The 17,778-nt window shown below is 30.4% G+C and carries 18 protein-coding genes; 8 read left to right on the top strand and 10 right to left on the bottom strand.

Annotated elements, in window-relative coordinates:
* Positions 1-4: 4 nt before the first annotated feature.
* The 4 genes from H0I28_RS10330 to H0I28_RS10315 all read right to left on the bottom strand — a co-directional run bounded on the left by H0I28_RS10330 (position 5) and on the right by H0I28_RS10315 (position 3,150).
* On the bottom strand, positions 5-748 hold the full coding sequence (locus H0I28_RS10330) for an isoprenyl transferase (RefSeq protein ID WP_165732258.1): 744 nt from the start codon (positions 746-748) through the stop codon (positions 5-7).
* Between the two features lie 6 nt (positions 749-754).
* A complete protein-coding gene (locus H0I28_RS10325) occupies positions 755-1,453 on the bottom strand; it encodes a DUF6089 family protein (protein ID WP_218759057.1) in 699 nt (232 codons plus the stop codon).
* A 104-nt stretch (positions 1,454-1,557) separates the two neighbouring features.
* Positions 1,558-2,457 (bottom strand): NAD kinase, encoded by a 900-nt coding sequence (locus H0I28_RS10320; RefSeq protein WP_218754416.1) that lies wholly within the window; start codon positions 2,455-2,457, stop codon positions 1,558-1,560.
* A 39-nt stretch (positions 2,458-2,496) separates the two neighbouring features.
* The gene (locus H0I28_RS10315; protein ID WP_254712691.1) at positions 2,497-3,150 is read right to left on the bottom strand and encodes a CBS domain-containing protein; all 654 of its coding nucleotides are present in this window, start codon (positions 3,148-3,150) and stop codon (positions 2,497-2,499) included.
* Between the two features lie 66 nt (positions 3,151-3,216).
* On the opposite strand from H0I28_RS10315, the gene H0I28_RS10310 reads away from it, so the two are divergent.
* Positions 3,217-3,930: a pyridoxine 5'-phosphate synthase gene (locus tag H0I28_RS10310; RefSeq protein WP_218731380.1), complete on the top strand. Its 714-nt coding sequence runs from the start codon at positions 3,217-3,219 to the stop codon at positions 3,928-3,930.
* A gap of 158 nt (positions 3,931-4,088) precedes the next feature.
* A complete protein-coding gene (locus tag H0I28_RS10305; RefSeq protein WP_218759056.1) occupies positions 4,089-4,862 on the top strand; it encodes an alpha/beta fold hydrolase in 774 nt (257 codons plus the stop codon).
* A gap of 152 nt (positions 4,863-5,014) precedes the next feature.
* Here H0I28_RS10305 and H0I28_RS17590 read toward each other — a convergent pair whose 3' ends face one another.
* On the bottom strand, positions 5,015-5,587 hold the full coding sequence (locus H0I28_RS17590) for a hypothetical protein (protein WP_254712763.1): 573 nt from the start codon (positions 5,585-5,587) through the stop codon (positions 5,015-5,017).
* A 161-nt stretch (positions 5,588-5,748) separates the two neighbouring features.
* Between H0I28_RS17590 and H0I28_RS10295 the strand changes: the two genes are divergently transcribed.
* Both H0I28_RS10295 and H0I28_RS10290 read left to right on the top strand, forming a co-directional pair.
* The gene (locus H0I28_RS10295) at positions 5,749-6,075 is read left to right on the top strand and encodes a nucleotide pyrophosphohydrolase (RefSeq protein ID WP_218731378.1); all 327 of its coding nucleotides are present in this window, start codon (positions 5,749-5,751) and stop codon (positions 6,073-6,075) included.
* Positions 6,075-6,323 (top strand): hypothetical protein, encoded by a 249-nt coding sequence (locus tag H0I28_RS10290; protein WP_165732273.1) that lies wholly within the window; start codon positions 6,075-6,077, stop codon positions 6,321-6,323. Before H0I28_RS10295 ends, H0I28_RS10290 begins: the two co-directional genes overlap by 1 nt.
* Before the next feature lie 96 nt (positions 6,324-6,419).
* Here H0I28_RS10290 and H0I28_RS10285 read toward each other — a convergent pair whose 3' ends face one another.
* Positions 6,420-7,034 carry a DUF1684 domain-containing protein gene (locus H0I28_RS10285; RefSeq protein ID WP_218759055.1) on the bottom strand — a complete coding sequence of 205 codons (615 nt, stop codon included), beginning with the start codon at positions 7,032-7,034 and terminating at the stop codon, positions 6,420-6,422.
* Positions 7,035-7,268: 234 nt separating this feature from the next.
* Between H0I28_RS10285 and H0I28_RS10280 the strand changes: the two genes are divergently transcribed.
* Positions 7,269-8,474 (top strand): MFS transporter, encoded by a 1,206-nt coding sequence (locus tag H0I28_RS10280; RefSeq protein ID WP_218759054.1) that lies wholly within the window; start codon positions 7,269-7,271, stop codon positions 8,472-8,474.
* 53 nt (positions 8,475-8,527) lie between these two features.
* Here the strand turns inward: H0I28_RS10280 and H0I28_RS10275 are convergent, their stop codons facing one another.
* Positions 8,528-10,444, bottom strand: coding sequence for a CocE/NonD family hydrolase (locus H0I28_RS10275; RefSeq protein ID WP_218759053.1), 1,917 nt, complete (start codon positions 10,442-10,444; stop codon positions 8,528-8,530).
* Between the two features lie 266 nt (positions 10,445-10,710).
* On the opposite strand from H0I28_RS10275, the gene H0I28_RS10270 reads away from it, so the two are divergent.
* Positions 10,711-11,457, top strand: a complete 747-nt coding sequence (locus H0I28_RS10270; protein WP_218759052.1) for a DJ-1/PfpI family protein — start codon at positions 10,711-10,713, stop codon at positions 11,455-11,457.
* A gap of 297 nt (positions 11,458-11,754) precedes the next feature.
* Entirely contained in the window at positions 11,755-13,719 is a 1,965-nt protein-coding gene (locus H0I28_RS10265) for a YgiQ family radical SAM protein (protein ID WP_218731373.1), read from the top strand.
* An 87-nt stretch (positions 13,720-13,806) separates the two neighbouring features.
* On the opposite strand, the gene H0I28_RS10260 is transcribed toward H0I28_RS10265, so the two are convergent.
* Positions 13,807-14,271, bottom strand: coding sequence for a glycine--tRNA ligase subunit alpha (locus tag H0I28_RS10260; RefSeq protein ID WP_218759051.1), 465 nt, complete (start codon positions 14,269-14,271; stop codon positions 13,807-13,809).
* A gap of 193 nt (positions 14,272-14,464) precedes the next feature.
* Between H0I28_RS10260 and H0I28_RS10255 the strand changes: the two genes are divergently transcribed.
* The gene (locus H0I28_RS10255; RefSeq protein ID WP_218731371.1) at positions 14,465-15,616 is read left to right on the top strand and encodes an adenylyltransferase/cytidyltransferase family protein; all 1,152 of its coding nucleotides are present in this window, start codon (positions 14,465-14,467) and stop codon (positions 15,614-15,616) included.
* 82 nt (positions 15,617-15,698) lie between these two features.
* Here the strand turns inward: H0I28_RS10255 and H0I28_RS10250 are convergent, their stop codons facing one another.
* Positions 15,699-16,433 carry a LytTR family DNA-binding domain-containing protein gene (locus tag H0I28_RS10250; protein WP_218759050.1) on the bottom strand — a complete coding sequence of 245 codons (735 nt, stop codon included), beginning with the start codon at positions 16,431-16,433 and terminating at the stop codon, positions 15,699-15,701.
* Positions 16,430-17,494 (bottom strand): sensor histidine kinase, encoded by a 1,065-nt coding sequence (locus H0I28_RS10245; RefSeq protein ID WP_218759049.1) that lies wholly within the window; start codon positions 17,492-17,494, stop codon positions 16,430-16,432. Before H0I28_RS10245 ends, H0I28_RS10250 begins: the two co-directional genes overlap by 4 nt.
* Positions 17,495-17,778 lie beyond the last annotated feature (284 nt).

Genomic DNA, 17,778 nt, shown 5'->3' with positions numbered 1-17,778 from the left:
AAATTTATTCTGTAATTTGTTCGCTTGTTTTTCCAAATCTTCGTTCTCTATTCTGATAATCTATGATTGCATCGTAAAAATGCTCTTCTCTAAAGTCTGGCCAAAGTATATCTGTAAAATATAATTCGGCATATGCCATTTGCCATAATAAGAAATTACTAATGCGTTGTTCTCCACTAGTTCTAATCATTAAGTCTACGTCGGGCAAATTAAACGTATATAAATGGTTATTTATAGTATTTTCATCAATTTCTTCGATATTTATCTCATTATTAACAACTTTTTTGGATATGTTTTTAATAGTATTAACAATTTCTTCTCTAGAACCATAGCTAAGAGCAAAGGTTAATACAATATCTGTGTTGTCTTTTGTTTGAGAAATTACATCTCCTAAAACTTTTTGAGCTTTTTTAGGTAAGCTTTCTATAGCGCCAATTGCGTTTACTTTTACGCCATTTTTCATGAAGCCAGGTAATTCCTTTTTTAAAGAATTAATTAATAAACTCATTAAAGCGTCTACCTCTAATTTAGGTCGGTTCCAGTTTTCTGTAGAAAAAGCATATAAAGTAATTGCCTCTATGTTTACTTGAGAAGCTGCACTAACAGATTCTCTAACAGCAGTTAGGGCATTTCTATGGCCGAAAATTCTATTCATTCCTTTACCTTTTGCCCAACGGCCATTACCATCCATTATAATGGCAACATGTTTTGGTGTTCTTTGTAGGTCGATTAGTAATTTTTTGTCCATAGTTTTTTATAATCCGTTTGTATAACAAGCAGGTCTACCAAAGGTATAGATTAAAGAAACTCCAGTAAACATATACCAATCATTACCTGTACCGTCTAAATTCACATTTGGTGTATCGTTAGAAAGGTAATCTAAATCATCTTCAAAAGTATATCTAAATTTTGCTTCAATTGCAAAAGCTAAAGTACCATATAATTTAGACTTATAACCAAAACCGAAAGGAATAGCCAAAGACGTTTTCTTTCCTAATTTTTCTATTCCTCCTGTTGGTAAGTATGAACTTACGTTTGTATGATTAAAAACAGCCAATTCTAAGATTAGGTAAGGAGTCCAAGTTTTATCATAAGAAGATAAATCATATTCATAGAAATTATATTCGATACCAACAGCTAATTCATTAATATTGTTAGAAAACTTGTATGTTTTTCCGCTAGCGTCTAATCGATCTCTTCTATACCCTGTGTCTGCATCTGCATCATTTCCTGAAATAGGTAGAAGGCTGTAAGATGCTCTTAAAGCAATTCTTGGATTCCAATTGTACTTGTATGTAATGCCACCAGCGAGTTCATTCGGATAAAAGTAGTAGTTTTTACCAATGTCACCAACATAGTTAGTACCTCCAATAGTAAGGCCTACCTCATGAAGTTGCCCCATAAAAATGGAGGTGAAACTTACAAATACAAAAAATAATATTCTTTTTTTCATTATAAAATAGTGGGCAAATATAGAAATTTCAAATTGCTTTATAAAGTTAATATATAGTCTTTTTTGAATAACAACATTTTTAAAGAAATATTGTAAGTACTCCGTTAAACATTTGTTTTGTTTCTAATGTCTTCTCCCCATAAAAGTTTACTTCTTAACGTCTTTAAAAAAGATTGGTTTTTAGGTAGAATACTTTTTATGGTAAAATCTGTTTTTTCTATTAGAATTTTTGTGTGGTTGGCTACCGTAGTAACTCTAGAATCTAAAGATACTAAGTAGCTTTTTTCTCTAGAATCTACTTCTAACTCTACTTTAGTTTCGTCAGAGATTACTATAGGCCTTGCATTTAAGTTGTGTGGTGCAATTGGTGTAATTACAATGTTTTTAGAATCTGGTAAAATTACAGGTCCGTTACAACTTAACGAATAGCCTGTAGAACCAGTTGGTGTAGATATTATTAAGCCGTCTGCCCAGTAATTTGTAAGGTACTCTCCGTTTAAATAGGTTTTTACCCCAATCATAGAAGTAGTGTTCTTTTTGGCAATAGTTACTTCATTTAAGGCAAAATTTAATTCTTCAAAATCTTTTGTTTTAGGTTCTGTTTTAACAGATAAAAGTGTTCTTTCTTGTATGGTATATTCGCCTTTTAAAACCAAATTTATACTTTCTTCTATTACGTCTTTTGCAACGATGGCTAAAAAACCTAATCTACCTGTATTTATGCCTAAAATAGGAATGTCTAAATCTCTAATATGGGTTGCAGAACGTAAAAATGTACCGTCTCCACCAAGTGTAAGCATGATATCAAAAGTATTGTCTAAATCATTAAAATTATCAAATGATTTGTATGAATCCTCCAATACTTTATTTACTGTTAAAAGTTTGTAAAACTCATGTTCAATATAAAAATCAATCTTATTTTTTTGTAAAACGTGTATTAATGTTTTAACTTCTTTTTCTGATGTAATCGCGTATGATTGACCGTAAATTGCTGCTTTTTTCAATACGTTTTTTTATTTTTTGGTAAATGTATTCTTATAGGTTTACATGTCTAAATATTTCTGTAAATATTCAGACCTACTTTTTAAATCTTCTAAATAAATGTCATTTTCATGCATAGATATAATTTTATAATCATACCTTCTAAAAGTTTGCATAATTTCATTTATTTCTTCAGAAATTACTTTGATGGTAACTTGTACATTATCTAAATTCTTTTCGGAAATATATAAGCCTAATAATTGACCTCCACTAGCTTCTATAATTTGTACAACCTGACTCATAGAGTAGTCGTTCCTTAATTTTTCTATAATTAAAGTCTCGCTTTCTTCAACCATAAACGGACTTGTCGAAAAAACATCTAAAACATCACGTAAATCAAAATAACCAATATAATCTTTGGCTTCATTTAAAACAGGTATAAGGTTGGTGTCATTGTCTGCAAAAATCTTTAACAGTTCTAAAACAGTTGCTTTTTCATCAGCAAAAAAAGAATTTAATAAATGTGCATGCTCAACTAACTCTTCTTCGTTGTTTTCTATGGTCTGTATATCATCTTCTGCAAAAGAACCTAATAATTTGTTGTTTTCAATAATGGGAAAATGTGTTATATGATTTTTTCTTAACACTTTTTGAGCACTTTTAACAGTGTCTTTTAAGCGAAGTGGTTTTATTTGTTCTAATAAGTAGTCGTTCATATTCATGCTTTACGAATATAGGATAAAATGATTTAATAAATTATATTTGCAGCCTAATTTTAGACAATGACAAAGTTAAGTGTAAATATTAATAAAATAGCAACTTTAAGAAATTCTCGTGGAGGAAATGTCCCTAATTTATTAAAAGTAGCCAGTGATATAGAAGAGTTTGGTGCTCAGGGAATAACAATTCACCCAAGACCAGACGAAAGACATATTCGTTATCAAGATGCAAGAGATTTAAAAAATGTTGTTACTACCGAGTATAATATTGAAGGAAACCCTATAAAATCTTTTATGGATTTGGTCTTAGAAGTAAAACCAACACAAGTTACTTTGGTGCCAGATGCTCTAGATGCAATTACTTCTAATGCAGGTTGGGATACCATTACACATCAATCTTTTTTACAAGAAGTAATTAAAGAGTTTCAACAAAACGGAATTAGAACTTCAATTTTTATTGATACAGATGCAAAACTGATTGAAGCAGCGGCTAAAACAGGAGCAGATAGAATAGAATTGTACACAGAAGATTTTGCAACGCAATATGATTTAGGTAATTTTGATGCTATAAAACCCTATACAGAAGCTGCAATTTTATCTCATAAATTAGGTTTAGGTATTAATGCTGGGCACGATTTAAGCTTAGATAATATTAAATTCTTTAAAGAGAATATTCCTAATTTGGCAGAAGTTTCAATAGGACACGCACTTATTGCAGAAAGCCTTTATTTAGGTTTAGAGAATGTTGTAAATATGTATTTACATCGACTGAAATAGTAAGTAGTATTCAGTCTCAGTTTTCAGTTTCAGTCTGCAATAAAACTAAGTTTTCTATGTTTCTTTGTGGTCAGGAAATTTAAAAAATGTCTCCTCGAGCGCAGTCGAGAGGTTAATCTTTAGGTCTCGACTGCGCTCGACCAGACAAAACAATCAAAATGTCTAAAAATCAAATTTTACATTCAACGATAAAAGGGGAAGGAAAACCATTGTTAATTTTACATGGTTATTTTGGAATGTCTGATAACTGGAAGACCATTGGAAATCAGTTTGCTGAAGATTATCAAGTTCATTTAATAGATCAAAGGAATCACGGACGTAGTTTTCATGAAGATGAATTTAATTATGAGGTTTTAGTAGAAGATTTACATGCTTATATTCAGCATTATCAGTTAGAAGAAGTAAATATTATTGGGCATTCTATGGGCGGAAAAACCGCGATGTTGTTTGCCGTTACATATCCAGATTTAGTTGATAAATTAATTGTTGTTGATATTTCTCCAAGAATGTACCAACCACACCATAATGCTATTTTAGCTGGATTAAATTCTATTGATTTTTCTGTAGAAAATACTCGAACTTTGGTTGATAAAAAATTATCAGCTTTAATTCCGGATTTTGGTGTGCGTCAGTTTCTGTTGAAAAACGTCTATTGGAAAGAAAAAGGAAAATTAGCGTTTAGATTTAATTTGGAATCCTTAACCGATAATAATCCAGAAGTTGGTGAAGCTTTGCCATCATTTACTGTTTTTGAAAAAGATACCTTGTTCTTAAAAGGATCAAAATCGGACTATATTACACAAGACGAAGAACCTATTATTGAAGCACATTTTCCGAATTCTAAAATTGTAGAAATTAAAAATGCAGGGCATTGGTTACATGCAGAAAATCCGAAGGATTTTTATGCAGAGGTTTCTGAGTTTTTGAGTTAGTTTTTTGAAGGTTCGTTATCGTTGTTGTGTACACTTTGTTACGTGTTTAAGCAACTAAGTTAGTAAACAAAAACGAACGCGAGAAAAATATCGAAGGAATTTTCCAAATAGGCAAGGACCAAAGCAATTAATTATACACGGTGTTAGCAGCTTTATTTTATTTCAAATTCTTTAATTATTGAATTTATTGGGATTGCTTTCACTTTTTTACCTTGCAATAAAAAAATCACATCTTTTGTTTTTCCAATTACTATTCCATTGATATTTTCATTGTCGGAGTATTTTAAGTTTATTGGTGAATTTTCTTTTGTTTGTTTACTTGTGAATTTCCCATAAAAATCAGCAGAAAGATAAAGGTAGAAAATAAAAAGAATAAAAAATAATGAATACCTGTATGAATTGAACCAGCTTTTTTTATCCCAACCAAAGTTTATTCTCGAGTAATTTTTCGGAAATTTTCTATTAAATAGACTATCAAGTTTAAAAAAGAGAAAAACTAACGTTATTGTTATTGTAGAAAATAATAATATTTTAAAATCAGAAAAAGGAGCTACTAAAAAATCAAAAACATCCGCATAATCAAAAATATTAATTCCGAATTCCGAGTACTTTTGATAAGTAAAAAGCATTCCAATACCAACAATCAAAATATAGAAAATTGTAATTACTGTTTGTATTTCTTTAAAAATGAGTTCGTAAGTATCTTTAATTAATCCTTCTTTCATATTTTTGGTCATATTGCTGCTAATGAAATAATATAAAATCGTTTTAATATTTTATATCAGTCGATAACGAAGTTAGCGTTTTATTGGTTTAGAAACAAACCAAATAATTTATAAAATGTATCTTTGATACTTTAATTTTTTCAATCTTTTAATAAAGAAAAATGAATATAGAAAACGCACAGAAACAAGTAGACGATTGGATTAAAACTCATGGGGTTCGTTATTTTAACGAGTTAACAAACATGGCGCAACTAACAGAAGAAGTTGGTGAAGTTGCACGTATTATTGCAAGACGTTATGGGGAACAAAGTGAAAAAGAGTCTGATAAAAATAAAGATTTAGGAGAGGAGTTGGCAGATGTAATGTTTGTAGTTTTGTGTTTGGCTAACCAAACAGGCGTCGATTTACAAGACGCTTTTGAAAAGAAATTAGATATTAAAACAAAACGTGATCACGACCGTCATCACAATAATCAAAAATTAAAATAATGACATTTTTAGAAAAAATAAAACAACCGCTTTTTTGGAGTAATTTTGCTAGAGTAGCTATCCCTTTCTTTGTAATTGTAACGGTAGTTTCTTTGTTAATGGCTAGTTTTAGCGATTTATTTTCTGCGGACTTTGCGAAAGTTATAGAAACCAATTTTGCAGACGGAAAATGGAAAAACTTCTTTGGATTTAAAGTTGTTTTTAGTGCGGCTTATGGTTTGTATATGACCAATAAAAAAATGGTGTAAGCAAAAAGAAATCCCCAAGGTGCAACCTTGGGGATTTTAATTAAATTGTTATTTCTGCACTTGTTTATAGTAGGTTATAACAGAGTTTTAAAATACTTATTTTTTATAAACCTTAATTCCGGCTTTTATTTCTAAATCTAAATGATTTTTTCTAGGTGTTAATGGGCAAGAATATTTGTCGTTATAGGCACAATAAGGATTGTAAGTATTGTTGAAGTTTAATATTACCATGTTTTCTGCCGTAATATCTGTGGTCATTACATCCATATAACGCCCGCCACCATAAGATGCTTCTCCAGAAGTATCATCTGTAAAAGGTAAAAATAAATAGTCTTTATATTTTTCATCCTCTAAATCATCTTGACTTTGGTAAATGGTTAATTCGTGATTTTTTCCTTGCAAAGTAAAATGTAACTTCCCGTATTCTTTGTACAAAGGCTTTCTATCTGTGGTGGTTGCCATCTCAAATGTTGGTGCATTTTCTGTTCTAACTAATTTTGAAGTTACAATAAAAGTAGAATCAATATCAAAAAAATCTAACCCTTTAAAATGTCTCAAATCTTTCTTTTTTAAAGGTGATATAGATGCATCTTTAAAACTCGCATTTAGTTCTTGTTGATAAACAGTTTTTCCCATTAAAGGCCTTTTGCTTTGCGAATTACAAGACATCAATAGAAAAGTGATAGAGAGTAGAAGTACTATTTTTTTCATTATAATTTATTTACAAATCAAAAATACAACATTCAAATAATTTATGTAGCTTTGGCACAATAATAAACAAATAATGAAAAGAGTCTTAACATTTTATATTGCCAAGTTATCGTGGGGAAACTGCAGTAATCGGTATATTTATATGTTTTGATGAGTTCAATATAAAATCAAACAATTATAAAAGTCCGACACACCGTCGGACTTTTTTGTTTTATATACATCAACTAAACCAAAATGAAAAAACTTTACAACAATTACCTCAACACTTTTAGAGGACTCTCTACAGAGGTTTGGTGGTTATCATTAATCACTTTTATTAACAGATCTGGTACTATGGTAATTCCTTTTTTATCATTATATCTTACAAAAAGTCTTCACTTTTCATTCTCAGATGTTGGTTGGATTATGTCTTTCTTTGGTTTAGGTTCTGTTGTGGGAACTTGGATTGGAGGAAAATTAACCGATATAATTGGCTATTATAAGGTAATGTTAGTAAGTTTATTTGGTACAGGAATTCTATTTGTTTTTCTGCAATTTGCAAGTACTTTTAACGAATTCTGTTTTGGTATTTTTATGGTTATGCTTGTTGCAGATGCTTTTAGACCTGCAATGTTTGTTGCTTTAAGTGCGTACAGCAAGCCAGAAAATAAAACTCGTTCTGTAACTTTAATTCGTTTGGCAATTAACTTAGGTTTTTCTGCAGGACCTGCAATTGGAGGTTTAATAATTACTGGAATTGGGTATGTAGGTTTGTTTTGGATGGATGGAATTACTTGTGTGTTAGCAGCCTTTTTATTACTGAAAGTATTGCATCCTAAGAAAGCAAAAGTTCAGGATGAGGTAAAAGTGGAAAACCCAATTTCTGTTTATAAAGACAAAGCTTTTTGGGTCTTTTTTATAGCGATGTTTATTTTTGGATTTGTATTTATGCAATATTTTTCTACAATTCCTTTATATTATAGTGATAAGCGTTTTTTGTCAGAATTTGAAATAGGACTATTAATGGGCTTAAGTGGTCTGTTTATTTTTCTGTTAGAAATGCCTTTGATAAAATGGTTAGAAGATTTAAAAAAATCTAAAGTTAAATTAATTGCTTTAGGCCTTTTTCTGGTTGGTTTTAGTTTTATTATTTTAAATTTAACAGGTTGGGTGGGTGTTTTAATTATCGGAATTTTATTAATGTCTATTGGAGAAATGATTGCTTTTCCGTTTTCGAATGCTTTTGCCATAGATAGAGCCGAAAAAGGAAATAAAGGAGAATACATGGCTTTGTATAGTATTGCGTTTTCTTTATCACATATTTTTAGCCACAATGTTGGTATGCAGTTGGTGGCTAAATTTGGTTTTGAAACCACTTGGATACTAGTTACAGCATTCGCATTTGTAGGTGTCTTAATTCTATTTTATCTTTTAAGAGTTTTAAAGAAAGAGGTGATATAAAAAAATCCATCAAGTTTTCTTGATGGATTTTTTTTAATTAAATGTTTAATATTTTATTTCAATACAGAAAACTCAATACTAGAATCGGTAAAAACAGTGTGTGTTTGTGTTTTAAAATCTTTTTCGTCCGCTTTATAAATATTGTCTACATACGTTTGCGGATTTAAATCGATTAAAGGAAACCAGGTACTTTGTACTTGAATTTGTACTTTATGTCCTTTTTTAAACGTGTGAAAAACATCTTGTAGCTTAATATTTACATCAGTCTTTTTATTCGGAATAAAAGGTTCTGGATGCTCGAAACTATTTCTGAATCTACCTCTTAAAACTTCACTTCTAACCATTAAATGATAATTGCTCATTTTTAAATGATTTTGTAGTTTCTTGTTGTTTTCTTCTGCATCCGCAGGATGAACGTCTACCACTTTTACAATCCAATCTGCAGCAGAACCTGTAGTTGCTACTTTTAGTTTTGCTAAAATACCTCCCGCTAAAGTAAAGTCATCTGTTAATATATCCGTTTCAAAAACCAAAACATCAGGTCTTCTTGCAGCAAAACGCTGATCGTCTGTCATGTATTTACGTGGGGTAAAAACCGTTTTAATATCTTCGGAATATGGAACCGGACGTTTAATATCGCTAATGAAATTGATTTTTTCAGTAGATTTTTTTTCAGAAGTTAATTCTTGATTTTCAGACAAAAACCAATCTTCTTTAACTACATTTTTAGGAGGCCAAGCATCATAAGATTTCCATTCTTTTTTACCAGTATCAAAAACATAGGCTTCTGGCAATCCAGAGTTTTTATCACCTTTTCCTTTTAAGAAATGATTAAAGAATTTTGTTTCTACATCAGATTGATATTTTAAAGAAATAGAATCTCCAAAATAATAATTACCAACATAATTTTCTACGGTGTTTCTAGCCCATTTTCCATGATCCCAAGGGCCAAAAACTAAGGTGTTATAATTGTTTTTACCGTGTTTTTCTATGCCTTTATAGGTTTCTAAAGGTCCGTATAAATCTTCTGCATCAAACTCTCCTGCAACAACCATTGTTGCAACAGTAGAAGGTACTTTGTCTAAATGTTGAATAATACCTTTGCTTTGCCAGATAGAATCGTAATTAGGATGCTCTACAATCTCTTTCCAGAAAAAATCATCAATTTTATTTTTATCTTTTTCGGTATTTGCGACATCTAATTTATCATACTGAAAATATTCATTCAAGTTCTTTAAAGGACCTTTGTCTAAGAAAAATTGGTATTGATCTTGAGAATCCATTTTAGGAAACGAATACCAAGCCGAATCTGTTGGCGTGTCTTTATAAGTTCCAAATAAAGAAATGGCTCTAAAATAACTCAATAAAAAAGCACCATTATGATGAAAATCATCAAAGAAAAAATCTCCAATTGAAGCTTGTGGAGAAGCTGCTTTTAATGCCGGATGCGCATCTATAGTAGAAACGGTTGCATAATGCCCAGGGTATGAAATTCCCCAAGTACCAACATTTCCGTTATTGTTTTCTACGTTTTTTACCAACCAATCAATGGTGTCGTAGGTATCTGAAACTTCATCAGATTCATTTTCTTTTTTATTCGGAATATAAGCACGCATATTATCATAGACGCCTTCACTCATCCAACGACCACGAACATCTTGATATACTACAATATTCAATTCTTTCATTAAATGAATATTTGGCGCAATTTTAGTTTTCATTTTTCCTGCTCCGTAAGGTGCAGAACTATAAGGCGTTCTTTGCATTAAAATAGGATATTTTTTACTTGTATCCTTTGGAGCGTATATGGTTGTGTGGAGTTTTGTGCCATCTCGCATAACAATATCTACTTCCTTTTTGGTGTAATTATCTGCTACAAAAGTGTCCTTTTTTTGTTCTTTTTCTATGGTAGAATTACAAGAATTTAATAAAACAAGACTTAAAAATGTTAAGAGTAAAAGTTTCTTCATATAAAGGTAAATTAGTTTTTGCTAAAACTACAAAACAAAAAAGAGTTGGTAAAAAATCTTTTGTTAAAATGAAAATTGTTTTTTTTAGTAGCTATTTCCTGCTTTCCTCTATATCTTTTTTTTCGTACCTCAAAAAAAGGATGTCGTTTCAATCAGGGCTAAGAATTTTTGCCAACTTTAATTTAAGTTAGAAAGGAAAATTATTGTTTATTAATATGCTGTTAAAATGAATTTGAATACTTTTATGGCTGCTTAAAACATATAAAATGAAAAGAGTTTTTTTATCCTTATTGCTAATTACTTTCATAGGTTGTCAATCTAAAAAAGCAGAAAAAAAGACTGAAAATATAAAAGAGGTTCAGGTTAAAAAAGTATTTCCAAAATTAGAAAAAGACAGATATAATGTTGCTTTTTTAATTATGGACGGCACTTTTAATACAGAACTAACGGCTCCTTTCGATATTTTTCAGCATACCATTTTTAGAGAAAATATTAAGTCAATGAATGTATTTACCGTTGCAAATACAGACAAACCAATTACTACTTTCGAAGGAATGAGAATTCTGCCTGATTTTAATTATCTAAAAGATTCGTTACCAAAAATAGATATTTTAGTAATTCCGTCTGCAGAGCATCATTTAGATTCCGATTTAGAAGATGCTGCAATGATAGACTTTGTAAAACGAGTAGATAAAGACGCTACTTATATAACTTCTCATTGCGATGGCGCTTTTGTATTAGCAAAAGCAGGTTTGTTAAATGATAGAGTTTCTACTACTTTTCCGAGTGATATTGATAAAATGAGAGCTACGTTTCCTGATTTAGATATTAGAAAAGAAGTTTTATTTGTGCACGACGGAAAATACATTACTTCTGCCGGTGGCGCAAAATCTTTTGAAGCTGCGTTGTATTTATGTGAATTTTTATACGGAAAAGAAGTAGCAAAATCTTTAGCAGGTGGTTTGGTAATTGATTGGAATGTAGATGAGGTGCCGCATTTAATTGTGGAGTAACTGTTGTTATAATTGTCATTGCGAGTTTACGAAGCAATCTCTTAAGTTGGAACTAAAAACAAACAGATTACTTCGTCATTCTTCCTCGTAATGACGATTTACTTAAAGTTTTGGTTTCTCAATTAGTTTCCTAACAAGTCTAGCCCTGATTGAACGGTCTGTTTGAGCTCTTTTTTATGCTTTTTCTGCATAAAAAAAGCGAGTAGTGAAAGTAGGAAATAGCTTCAAATTAATCTAAAAAAAGACATTCTTAAAATAAGTGTTTTTTCTATTAAAATTCTTGTATTTTTGCAAACTATGCAAGAACCTAAGAGACATCAATTAACAGACTGGTTACCAACTACAAACAAGGAAGTGAAAATTCGTGGTTGGGAAGAATTAGACGTTATTTTATTTAGCGGAGACGCTTATGTAGATCATCCATCATTTGGACCTGCAGTAATCGGTCGTATTTTAGAAAGTTACGGTTTGCGTGTGGCTATTGTGCCGCAACCAAGTGTAAACGATAATTTACAAGATTTTGAAAAACTAGGAAAGCCTCGTTTGTTTTTTGGGGTTACTGGTGGTTGTATGGATCCGATGGTTTCTAATTATACGGCAAGTAAAAAGCGTAGAGATAAAGATGCGTATACACCAAATGGTGATAAAGGGTTTAGACCAGATTATGCTACGTCTGTGTATTCTAAGATTTTAAAAGATAAGTTTCCGGATATTCCTGTCTTAATTGGAGGTATTGAAGCTTCTTTAAGACGTGTAACGCATTATGATTATTGGTCTGATAAGTTGTTGCCAGGTATTTTAGAGACGTCTAAAGCAGATATGTTAGTGTACGGAATGGGGGAACAGCCTTTGCGAGAAATTGTAGAATTGATGCAAAAAGGGGTTCCGTTTTCTAGTTTAAAAAACATTAAACAAACGGCTATTTACGTTAATGAAAAGAAAGAGAAATTACCTGTTGTAAATGATTGGGAAGATGTTACCATTAATTCTCATGAGGCTTGTTTAAAGGATAAGAAAACGTTTGCTTCTAATTTTAAAGTGATAGAACAAGAGTCTAATAAGTTAAAAGCACGTAGAGTTTTACAACGAGTAGGAGAGAATACGTTGGTGATTAATCCGCCGTTTCCTACCATGACAGAAAAGGAAATTGATGGTTCTTTCGATTTGCCTTTTACGCGTTTACCGCACCCAAAATATGATAAACGTGGACCAATACCTGCGTTTGAAATGATAAAATTTTCTATTAACATTCACAGAGGATGTTTTGGTGGTTGTAGTTTTTGTACAATTTCTGCACATCAAGGAAAATTTATAGCAAGTAGAAGTCAGGAGTCTGTTTTACGAGAAATTGATAAAGTGGCAAATATGCCAGACTTTAAAGGGTATTTATCTGATATTGGTGGACCTTCTGCTAATATGTATCAGATGAAAGGAAAAGTGCAATCTATTTGTGACAAATGTGTGGCACCTAGTTGTATATCGCCTGTAATTTGTTCTAATTTAGATACGTCTCATAAACCTTTAACGGAATTATATCAAGCAGTTGATAAGCATCCGAAGATTAAAAAGTCTTTTATTGGAAGTGGAATTAGACATGATATGTTAGTGCCAGAATTCAATAAAAACGCAGATCCAAAAGAGTTGGATGCATATACAGAAGAGGTAATGACAAAGCACGTTTCTGGTCGTTTAAAAGTGGCGCCAGAGCATACATCTGATCCTGTTTTAAAGTTGATGCGTAAACCTTCTTTTAAATATTTTCACATGTTTAAAGAACGTTTCGATAAAATAAATATTAAGAAGAAATTGAACTTACAATTGATTCCTTATTTTATTTCTAGTCACCCAGCAAGTGAAGTAGAAGACATGGCAAATTTAGCTGCAGAAACCAAAGATATGGGCTTTCAGTTAGAACAAGTGCAAGGTTTTACCCCAACACCAATGACGGTTGCAACGGTTATTTATTATTCAGGATATCACCCGTATACTTTAAAACCGACTAAAACACCTAAGACTAAAAAAGAACGTGAAGACCAACATAAATTTTTCTTTTGGTATAAGAAAGAAAATAAAGATTGGATTAAAAACACGTTGAACAAAGTGGGAAGACAAGATTTATTACAGAAATTATTACCTGAAAATAATTCATGGAAAAAGAACAAAAATGCAAAAGAAACTAAGAATACTTTTGATGATGCAGTGCCTGTTCCTTTTAATAAGCGAAAGAAAAAAGTAAGTAGGGCTCCAAAAAGAAGGAGGTAATATTTATAAAATTATATAACAAAAAAAGGTCTGGTTTATTATAAACCAGACCTTTTTTTTACAAATAAGAATTTTTAAAATTGTTCGTTATGATTTTTTAAAATTCTTTTCTGCTTTTGTAACGTTCTTTTTTAGCTTCGCTATTTTATCTAACCATTTTTGGTCGTCATTAGGAGATAAGTCGCCTTTCTTTTTAAGCTTATTGTATTTTTTAATACCACTATCTAGTTTGTCGTTTGCTTTGCTTAATTTTTTCTGAGCTTTAATTTTACTCTTTAAAGCCTTTTCAGCTTTCTTTAGTTTCTTTTGGGTTGCTTTTTTTTCTTTTTCTGCTTTTTTTGCAGCTTCTATTATGTCTTCATTTATTTTATGAATAGCAAAAATTTCATTTACCTTTTCTGGTTTTAAGGTTTTTGTTACATCTACTTTTGCTAAATAAATTGATTTCCTTTTAACAGTATATGTTGTGTCTTTATAGACTACTTCTTGTGCGTAAGAAGTTGCTGCTAAAAAAAGAAATATTAAAACTAATAGGGATTGTGTTTTTTTCATGATTGTATTTTATGTCTGTTACTTATTAGACACGTAAAATTATAAAAAGTAACATAGAATATAAAGATAATGTAAATGTTTGGGAAGGTTTTTCTGATTTTAATGAAAACTAGTTTAAGAAACTTACCTTTTAAAATAAATGCAGTATTTTTACTGTTCAAATAGAGTGAATTACAAAAAATAGTTATAATTGATGAAGAAGAAAGTATTTGTATCAGGTTGTTTTGATATGCTACATAGTGGGCATATTGCATTTTTTAAAGAGGCTTCTACGTATGGAGATTTATATGTAGGTATTGGTTCGGATGCTACTGTGTCTGAATTAAAAGGGCGTCATACTATAAATTCTGAACAAGAAAGAATTTATATGATTAATGCCATTAAATATGTGAAAAATGCTTTTGTGAACTCTGGTTCTGGAATGCTAGATTTTAAAGAAGATCTAGAGGCATTAAAACCAGATTACTTTATTGTAAATGAAGATGGTTTTTCGCCAGCAAAAGAAGAATTATGTAATGAGTTAAATATTGAGTTAAAAAACTTGAAAAGAATTCCGGATGCTGGTCTGCCAGAAAGGTCTACAACTTCTTTAAGAACAGGTGGTATTTGTAGTTTGCCTTACAGAATAGATCTTGGTGGTACTTGGATAGATCAACCTTATGTGTCTAAATTTCACCCAGGTTGGGCAATTACACTTTCTTTAGAACCAATTATTGAGTATAATGAACGTTGTGGAATGTCTACTTCTACTAGAAATGCTGCAAAAAAAATATGGCCTCATTATTTACCATTAGAGAAACCACAAAAATTAGCAGAAATACTTTTTAAGTTTGAAAATACACCAGGTTCTACGATGGTTTCTGGAGCTCAAGATGCAATAGGTATTTGTATGCCAGGTCTTGTTAGACATTATTATAGTGATGGTTATTGGCCAACACAATTTGAATCTGTACATGATGAATCTATTTTAGGTTGGTTAGAAGATCATATTCAGATGGTATTATTATGGCCTAGAGAACAAGGTTTAGATTTATTAGGAGAAACTTATATTACGGAAGAGAATGTAAAGTCTTTAGCAAATGCTTCTGAAGAAGTTTGGGATGCGATTCAAAATAAAGATTTAGAGAAGTTCTCTGAAGCATTTTTAAAGTCATTTGATGCACAAGTAAAAATGTTTCCGGCAATGGTAAATGATAAAATTCTTAAAGAAATAGAAAAATATAAGGAAAAGTCACTTGCTTGGAAACTAGCAGGAGCTGGAGGAGCAGGATATTTAATTTTAGTTTCTGACAAACCTATTGAAGGTGCAATGAAAATTAAAGTAAGAAGAAAAGAAGCTTTATAGTTTTTCTAAAAAAGATAGATTAAAGTTTTTCATCCTTTTGTTAAAGGATGAAAAACTTTTTTTTTGCTCTAAAATAGCTGAATTAGAAACTCAACTGTTCTTTAAATAAGTAAGATTGTCTTCTAGAAATTTCTATTTCTTCGCCAGAATTCATTTCTATTTTTAACTTTCCGTTAAACCAAGAAACCACTTTTTTAACGTGGTTAATGTTGATAATCTGTTGTCTGTTAGCTCTAAAAAATACTTCTGTTGGTAGTTTTTCTTCTACTTGTGCTAATGATTTGTAAATTAATGGTTTTTTCAGATCAAAGTAAACCCGCGTGTAATTGCCTACAATTTCAAATAGCGAAATATCTTTTAATTTTACTAACCAACAATTTTCTCCGTCTTTAATAAAAATTTGTTTCTCTAAACTTAAGGCATTCTCATTTTTGTTAATAGTAGCAGTTTCATTTTTACTAATACTTTCAATTACTTTCTCAATACTTGTAGAAAAGCGTTTTTGATTAATTGGTTTTAACAGGTAATCAAAAGCATTGTATTCAAAAGATTTAATTGCATATTCATCAAACGCAGTGGTAAAAATAGTAATAGGTACTTCGCTTAACATTTCTAAGAGTTCAAAACCATCTTTTTCAGGCATGTTAATGTCTAAAAAAAGAAGATCGGGCTTTGTGTCATTAATCAACTTAAAAGCATCGTCTACATTTTCTGCTTCTCCTATTATTTCTATTTCTTTATGTGCCTTAATTAGTTCTTTTAACTCATTACGAGCCAAACGGGAATCTTCTACAATAACTGCTTTTAACTTTATCATATTAGTGGAATTTTAATAGAGGCAATTACCTGATTTTCTATTTCTGCTAATCTAAAATTAGCAGTTTCTCCATAGAGTAGTTTTAACCTCTTTTTAATATTTTTTATTCCTAATTGAGTACCTTTTTTAGTCTTTTGTAAGGTGCCTGAATTTATAACTTCGATTTGCAAGTGATTACTTTCTATAGCACTAGATAAGGTTATTTTACCTCCTTGTTTTAAATTAGAAATTCCGTGTTTTAATGCATTCTCAATTAACATTTGAATGATCATTGGTGGAATTTGTTTGCTTAAAGAATTTTTATCAATATGAGTTTCGAAGTGTAAACGATCTTCAAATTGAATTTTAGAAATTTCTATGTAATTTTCTACCATTTCTAATTCATCTTCTAGAGAAATTGAATTTAGAGCACTTTTTGTAAGAGAATAGCGTAAAGTTTCTGATAAGCTAGTAAGCATATTTCTTGCTTTATCAACATCTTCTAGCATAAGGCCTCGTATATTATTTAAGCTATTAAACATAAAATGTGGATTGATTTGTCCTTTTAAAGTGTTTAATTGAGATTCTTTTAAAGTAGCCTTTAATTCTAACTGTTTTATTTGAACCGTTTTTAATTGATGGTAAATTTTAATGGTTAAAAAAACAAAAAGCCAGATTACAAATAAGGTAGAAAAATAAAAAACATTATATATTTTACCTACAAAATTCATTATGTGAGTTGATTCGTAATTGGTGTACTCTTGAACAAAATCTAACATTGGCCAGATAAATAAAGAGTATAATGCTTGTACAATTGTAAAAACTAGAAGAATCTGCCAAGTAATAGGCTTCCAGTCGCTGTTAAAATTAATTTTTTTATCAATATAAAAAGAAATTAAAAATGTTAGCGTAAAAGCAAGCAGTGCGCACGTAATAGTTTCTAGCCAGTAATATAATATCTGTTCAGGAGCCAATATAGTGCCTGAAAGAAACAGTTTTGGTCCAGCCAATGTTGCTGTAAATAAAAGGACCCATCCAATGAGGTTGAATAGTATATAAAATCTTTTTAAAGATAAATTCATGTATTGAGTATTCTAATTGTCTAACTTACAAATTAAATCTAATTTTAATTTTTTATCAATTATTAAATGAATTTATCACAAGAATACTTGAAAAACAAGTTCAATTGTTTTTTCAACTATTTCTATTACTGCTTTTACAATTACAATCATAATTTATTATTTTTAGAATGGTTTGGTAAATGTAAGTGAGTAAACTGCTTTTTAATTTGATAATATGATAAGCGGTAATTTGAAAGTGAGCAACGGAAATTTCATCTAATCAATAAAATAAAGAATAATAAACA

It is taken from the genome of Polaribacter sp. AHE13PA (assembly GCF_019278505.1).
Classification (GTDB): domain Bacteria; phylum Bacteroidota; class Bacteroidia; order Flavobacteriales; family Flavobacteriaceae; genus Polaribacter.
The sequence above is the reverse complement of the archived record's forward strand: the minus strand, read 5'-3'. Positions and strand labels throughout refer to the sequence as shown.

Excerpts from the sequence above, each read along its gene's own strand:
- H0I28_RS10330 (WP_165732258.1), bottom strand. The coding sequence starts at position 748 with ATGGACAAAAAATTACTAATCGACCTACAAAGAACACCAAAACATGTT.
- H0I28_RS10325 (WP_218759057.1), bottom strand. The coding sequence starts at position 1,453 with ATGAAAAAAAGAATATTATTTTTTGTATTTGTAAGTTTCACCTCCATT.
- H0I28_RS10315 (WP_254712691.1), bottom strand. The coding sequence starts at position 3,150 with ATGAACGACTACTTATTAGAACAAATAAAACCACTTCGCTTAAAAGAC.
- H0I28_RS10310 (WP_218731380.1), top strand. The coding sequence starts at position 3,217 with ATGACAAAGTTAAGTGTAAATATTAATAAAATAGCAACTTTAAGAAAT.
- H0I28_RS10305 (WP_218759056.1), top strand. The coding sequence starts at position 4,089 with ATGTCTAAAAATCAAATTTTACATTCAACGATAAAAGGGGAAGGAAAA.
- H0I28_RS17590 (WP_254712763.1), bottom strand. The coding sequence starts at position 5,587 with ATGAAAGAAGGATTAATTAAAGATACTTACGAACTCATTTTTAAAGAA.
- H0I28_RS10295 (WP_218731378.1), top strand. The coding sequence starts at position 5,749 with ATGAATATAGAAAACGCACAGAAACAAGTAGACGATTGGATTAAAACT.
- H0I28_RS10290 (WP_165732273.1), top strand. The coding sequence starts at position 6,075 with ATGACATTTTTAGAAAAAATAAAACAACCGCTTTTTTGGAGTAATTTT.
- H0I28_RS10285 (WP_218759055.1), bottom strand. The coding sequence starts at position 7,034 with ATGAAAAAAATAGTACTTCTACTCTCTATCACTTTTCTATTGATGTCT.
- H0I28_RS10280 (WP_218759054.1), top strand. The coding sequence starts at position 7,269 with ATGAAAAAACTTTACAACAATTACCTCAACACTTTTAGAGGACTCTCT.
- H0I28_RS10275 (WP_218759053.1), bottom strand. The coding sequence starts at position 10,444 with ATGAAGAAACTTTTACTCTTAACATTTTTAAGTCTTGTTTTATTAAAT.
- H0I28_RS10270 (WP_218759052.1), top strand. The coding sequence starts at position 10,711 with ATGAAAAGAGTTTTTTTATCCTTATTGCTAATTACTTTCATAGGTTGT.
- H0I28_RS10265 (WP_218731373.1), top strand. The coding sequence starts at position 11,755 with ATGCAAGAACCTAAGAGACATCAATTAACAGACTGGTTACCAACTACA.
- H0I28_RS10260 (WP_218759051.1), bottom strand. The coding sequence starts at position 14,271 with ATGAAAAAAACACAATCCCTATTAGTTTTAATATTTCTTTTTTTAGCA.
- H0I28_RS10255 (WP_218731371.1), top strand. The coding sequence starts at position 14,465 with ATGAAGAAGAAAGTATTTGTATCAGGTTGTTTTGATATGCTACATAGT.
- H0I28_RS10250 (WP_218759050.1), bottom strand. The coding sequence starts at position 16,433 with ATGATAAAGTTAAAAGCAGTTATTGTAGAAGATTCCCGTTTGGCTCGT.
- H0I28_RS10245 (WP_218759049.1), bottom strand. The coding sequence starts at position 17,494 with ATGAATTTATCTTTAAAAAGATTTTATATACTATTCAACCTCATTGGA.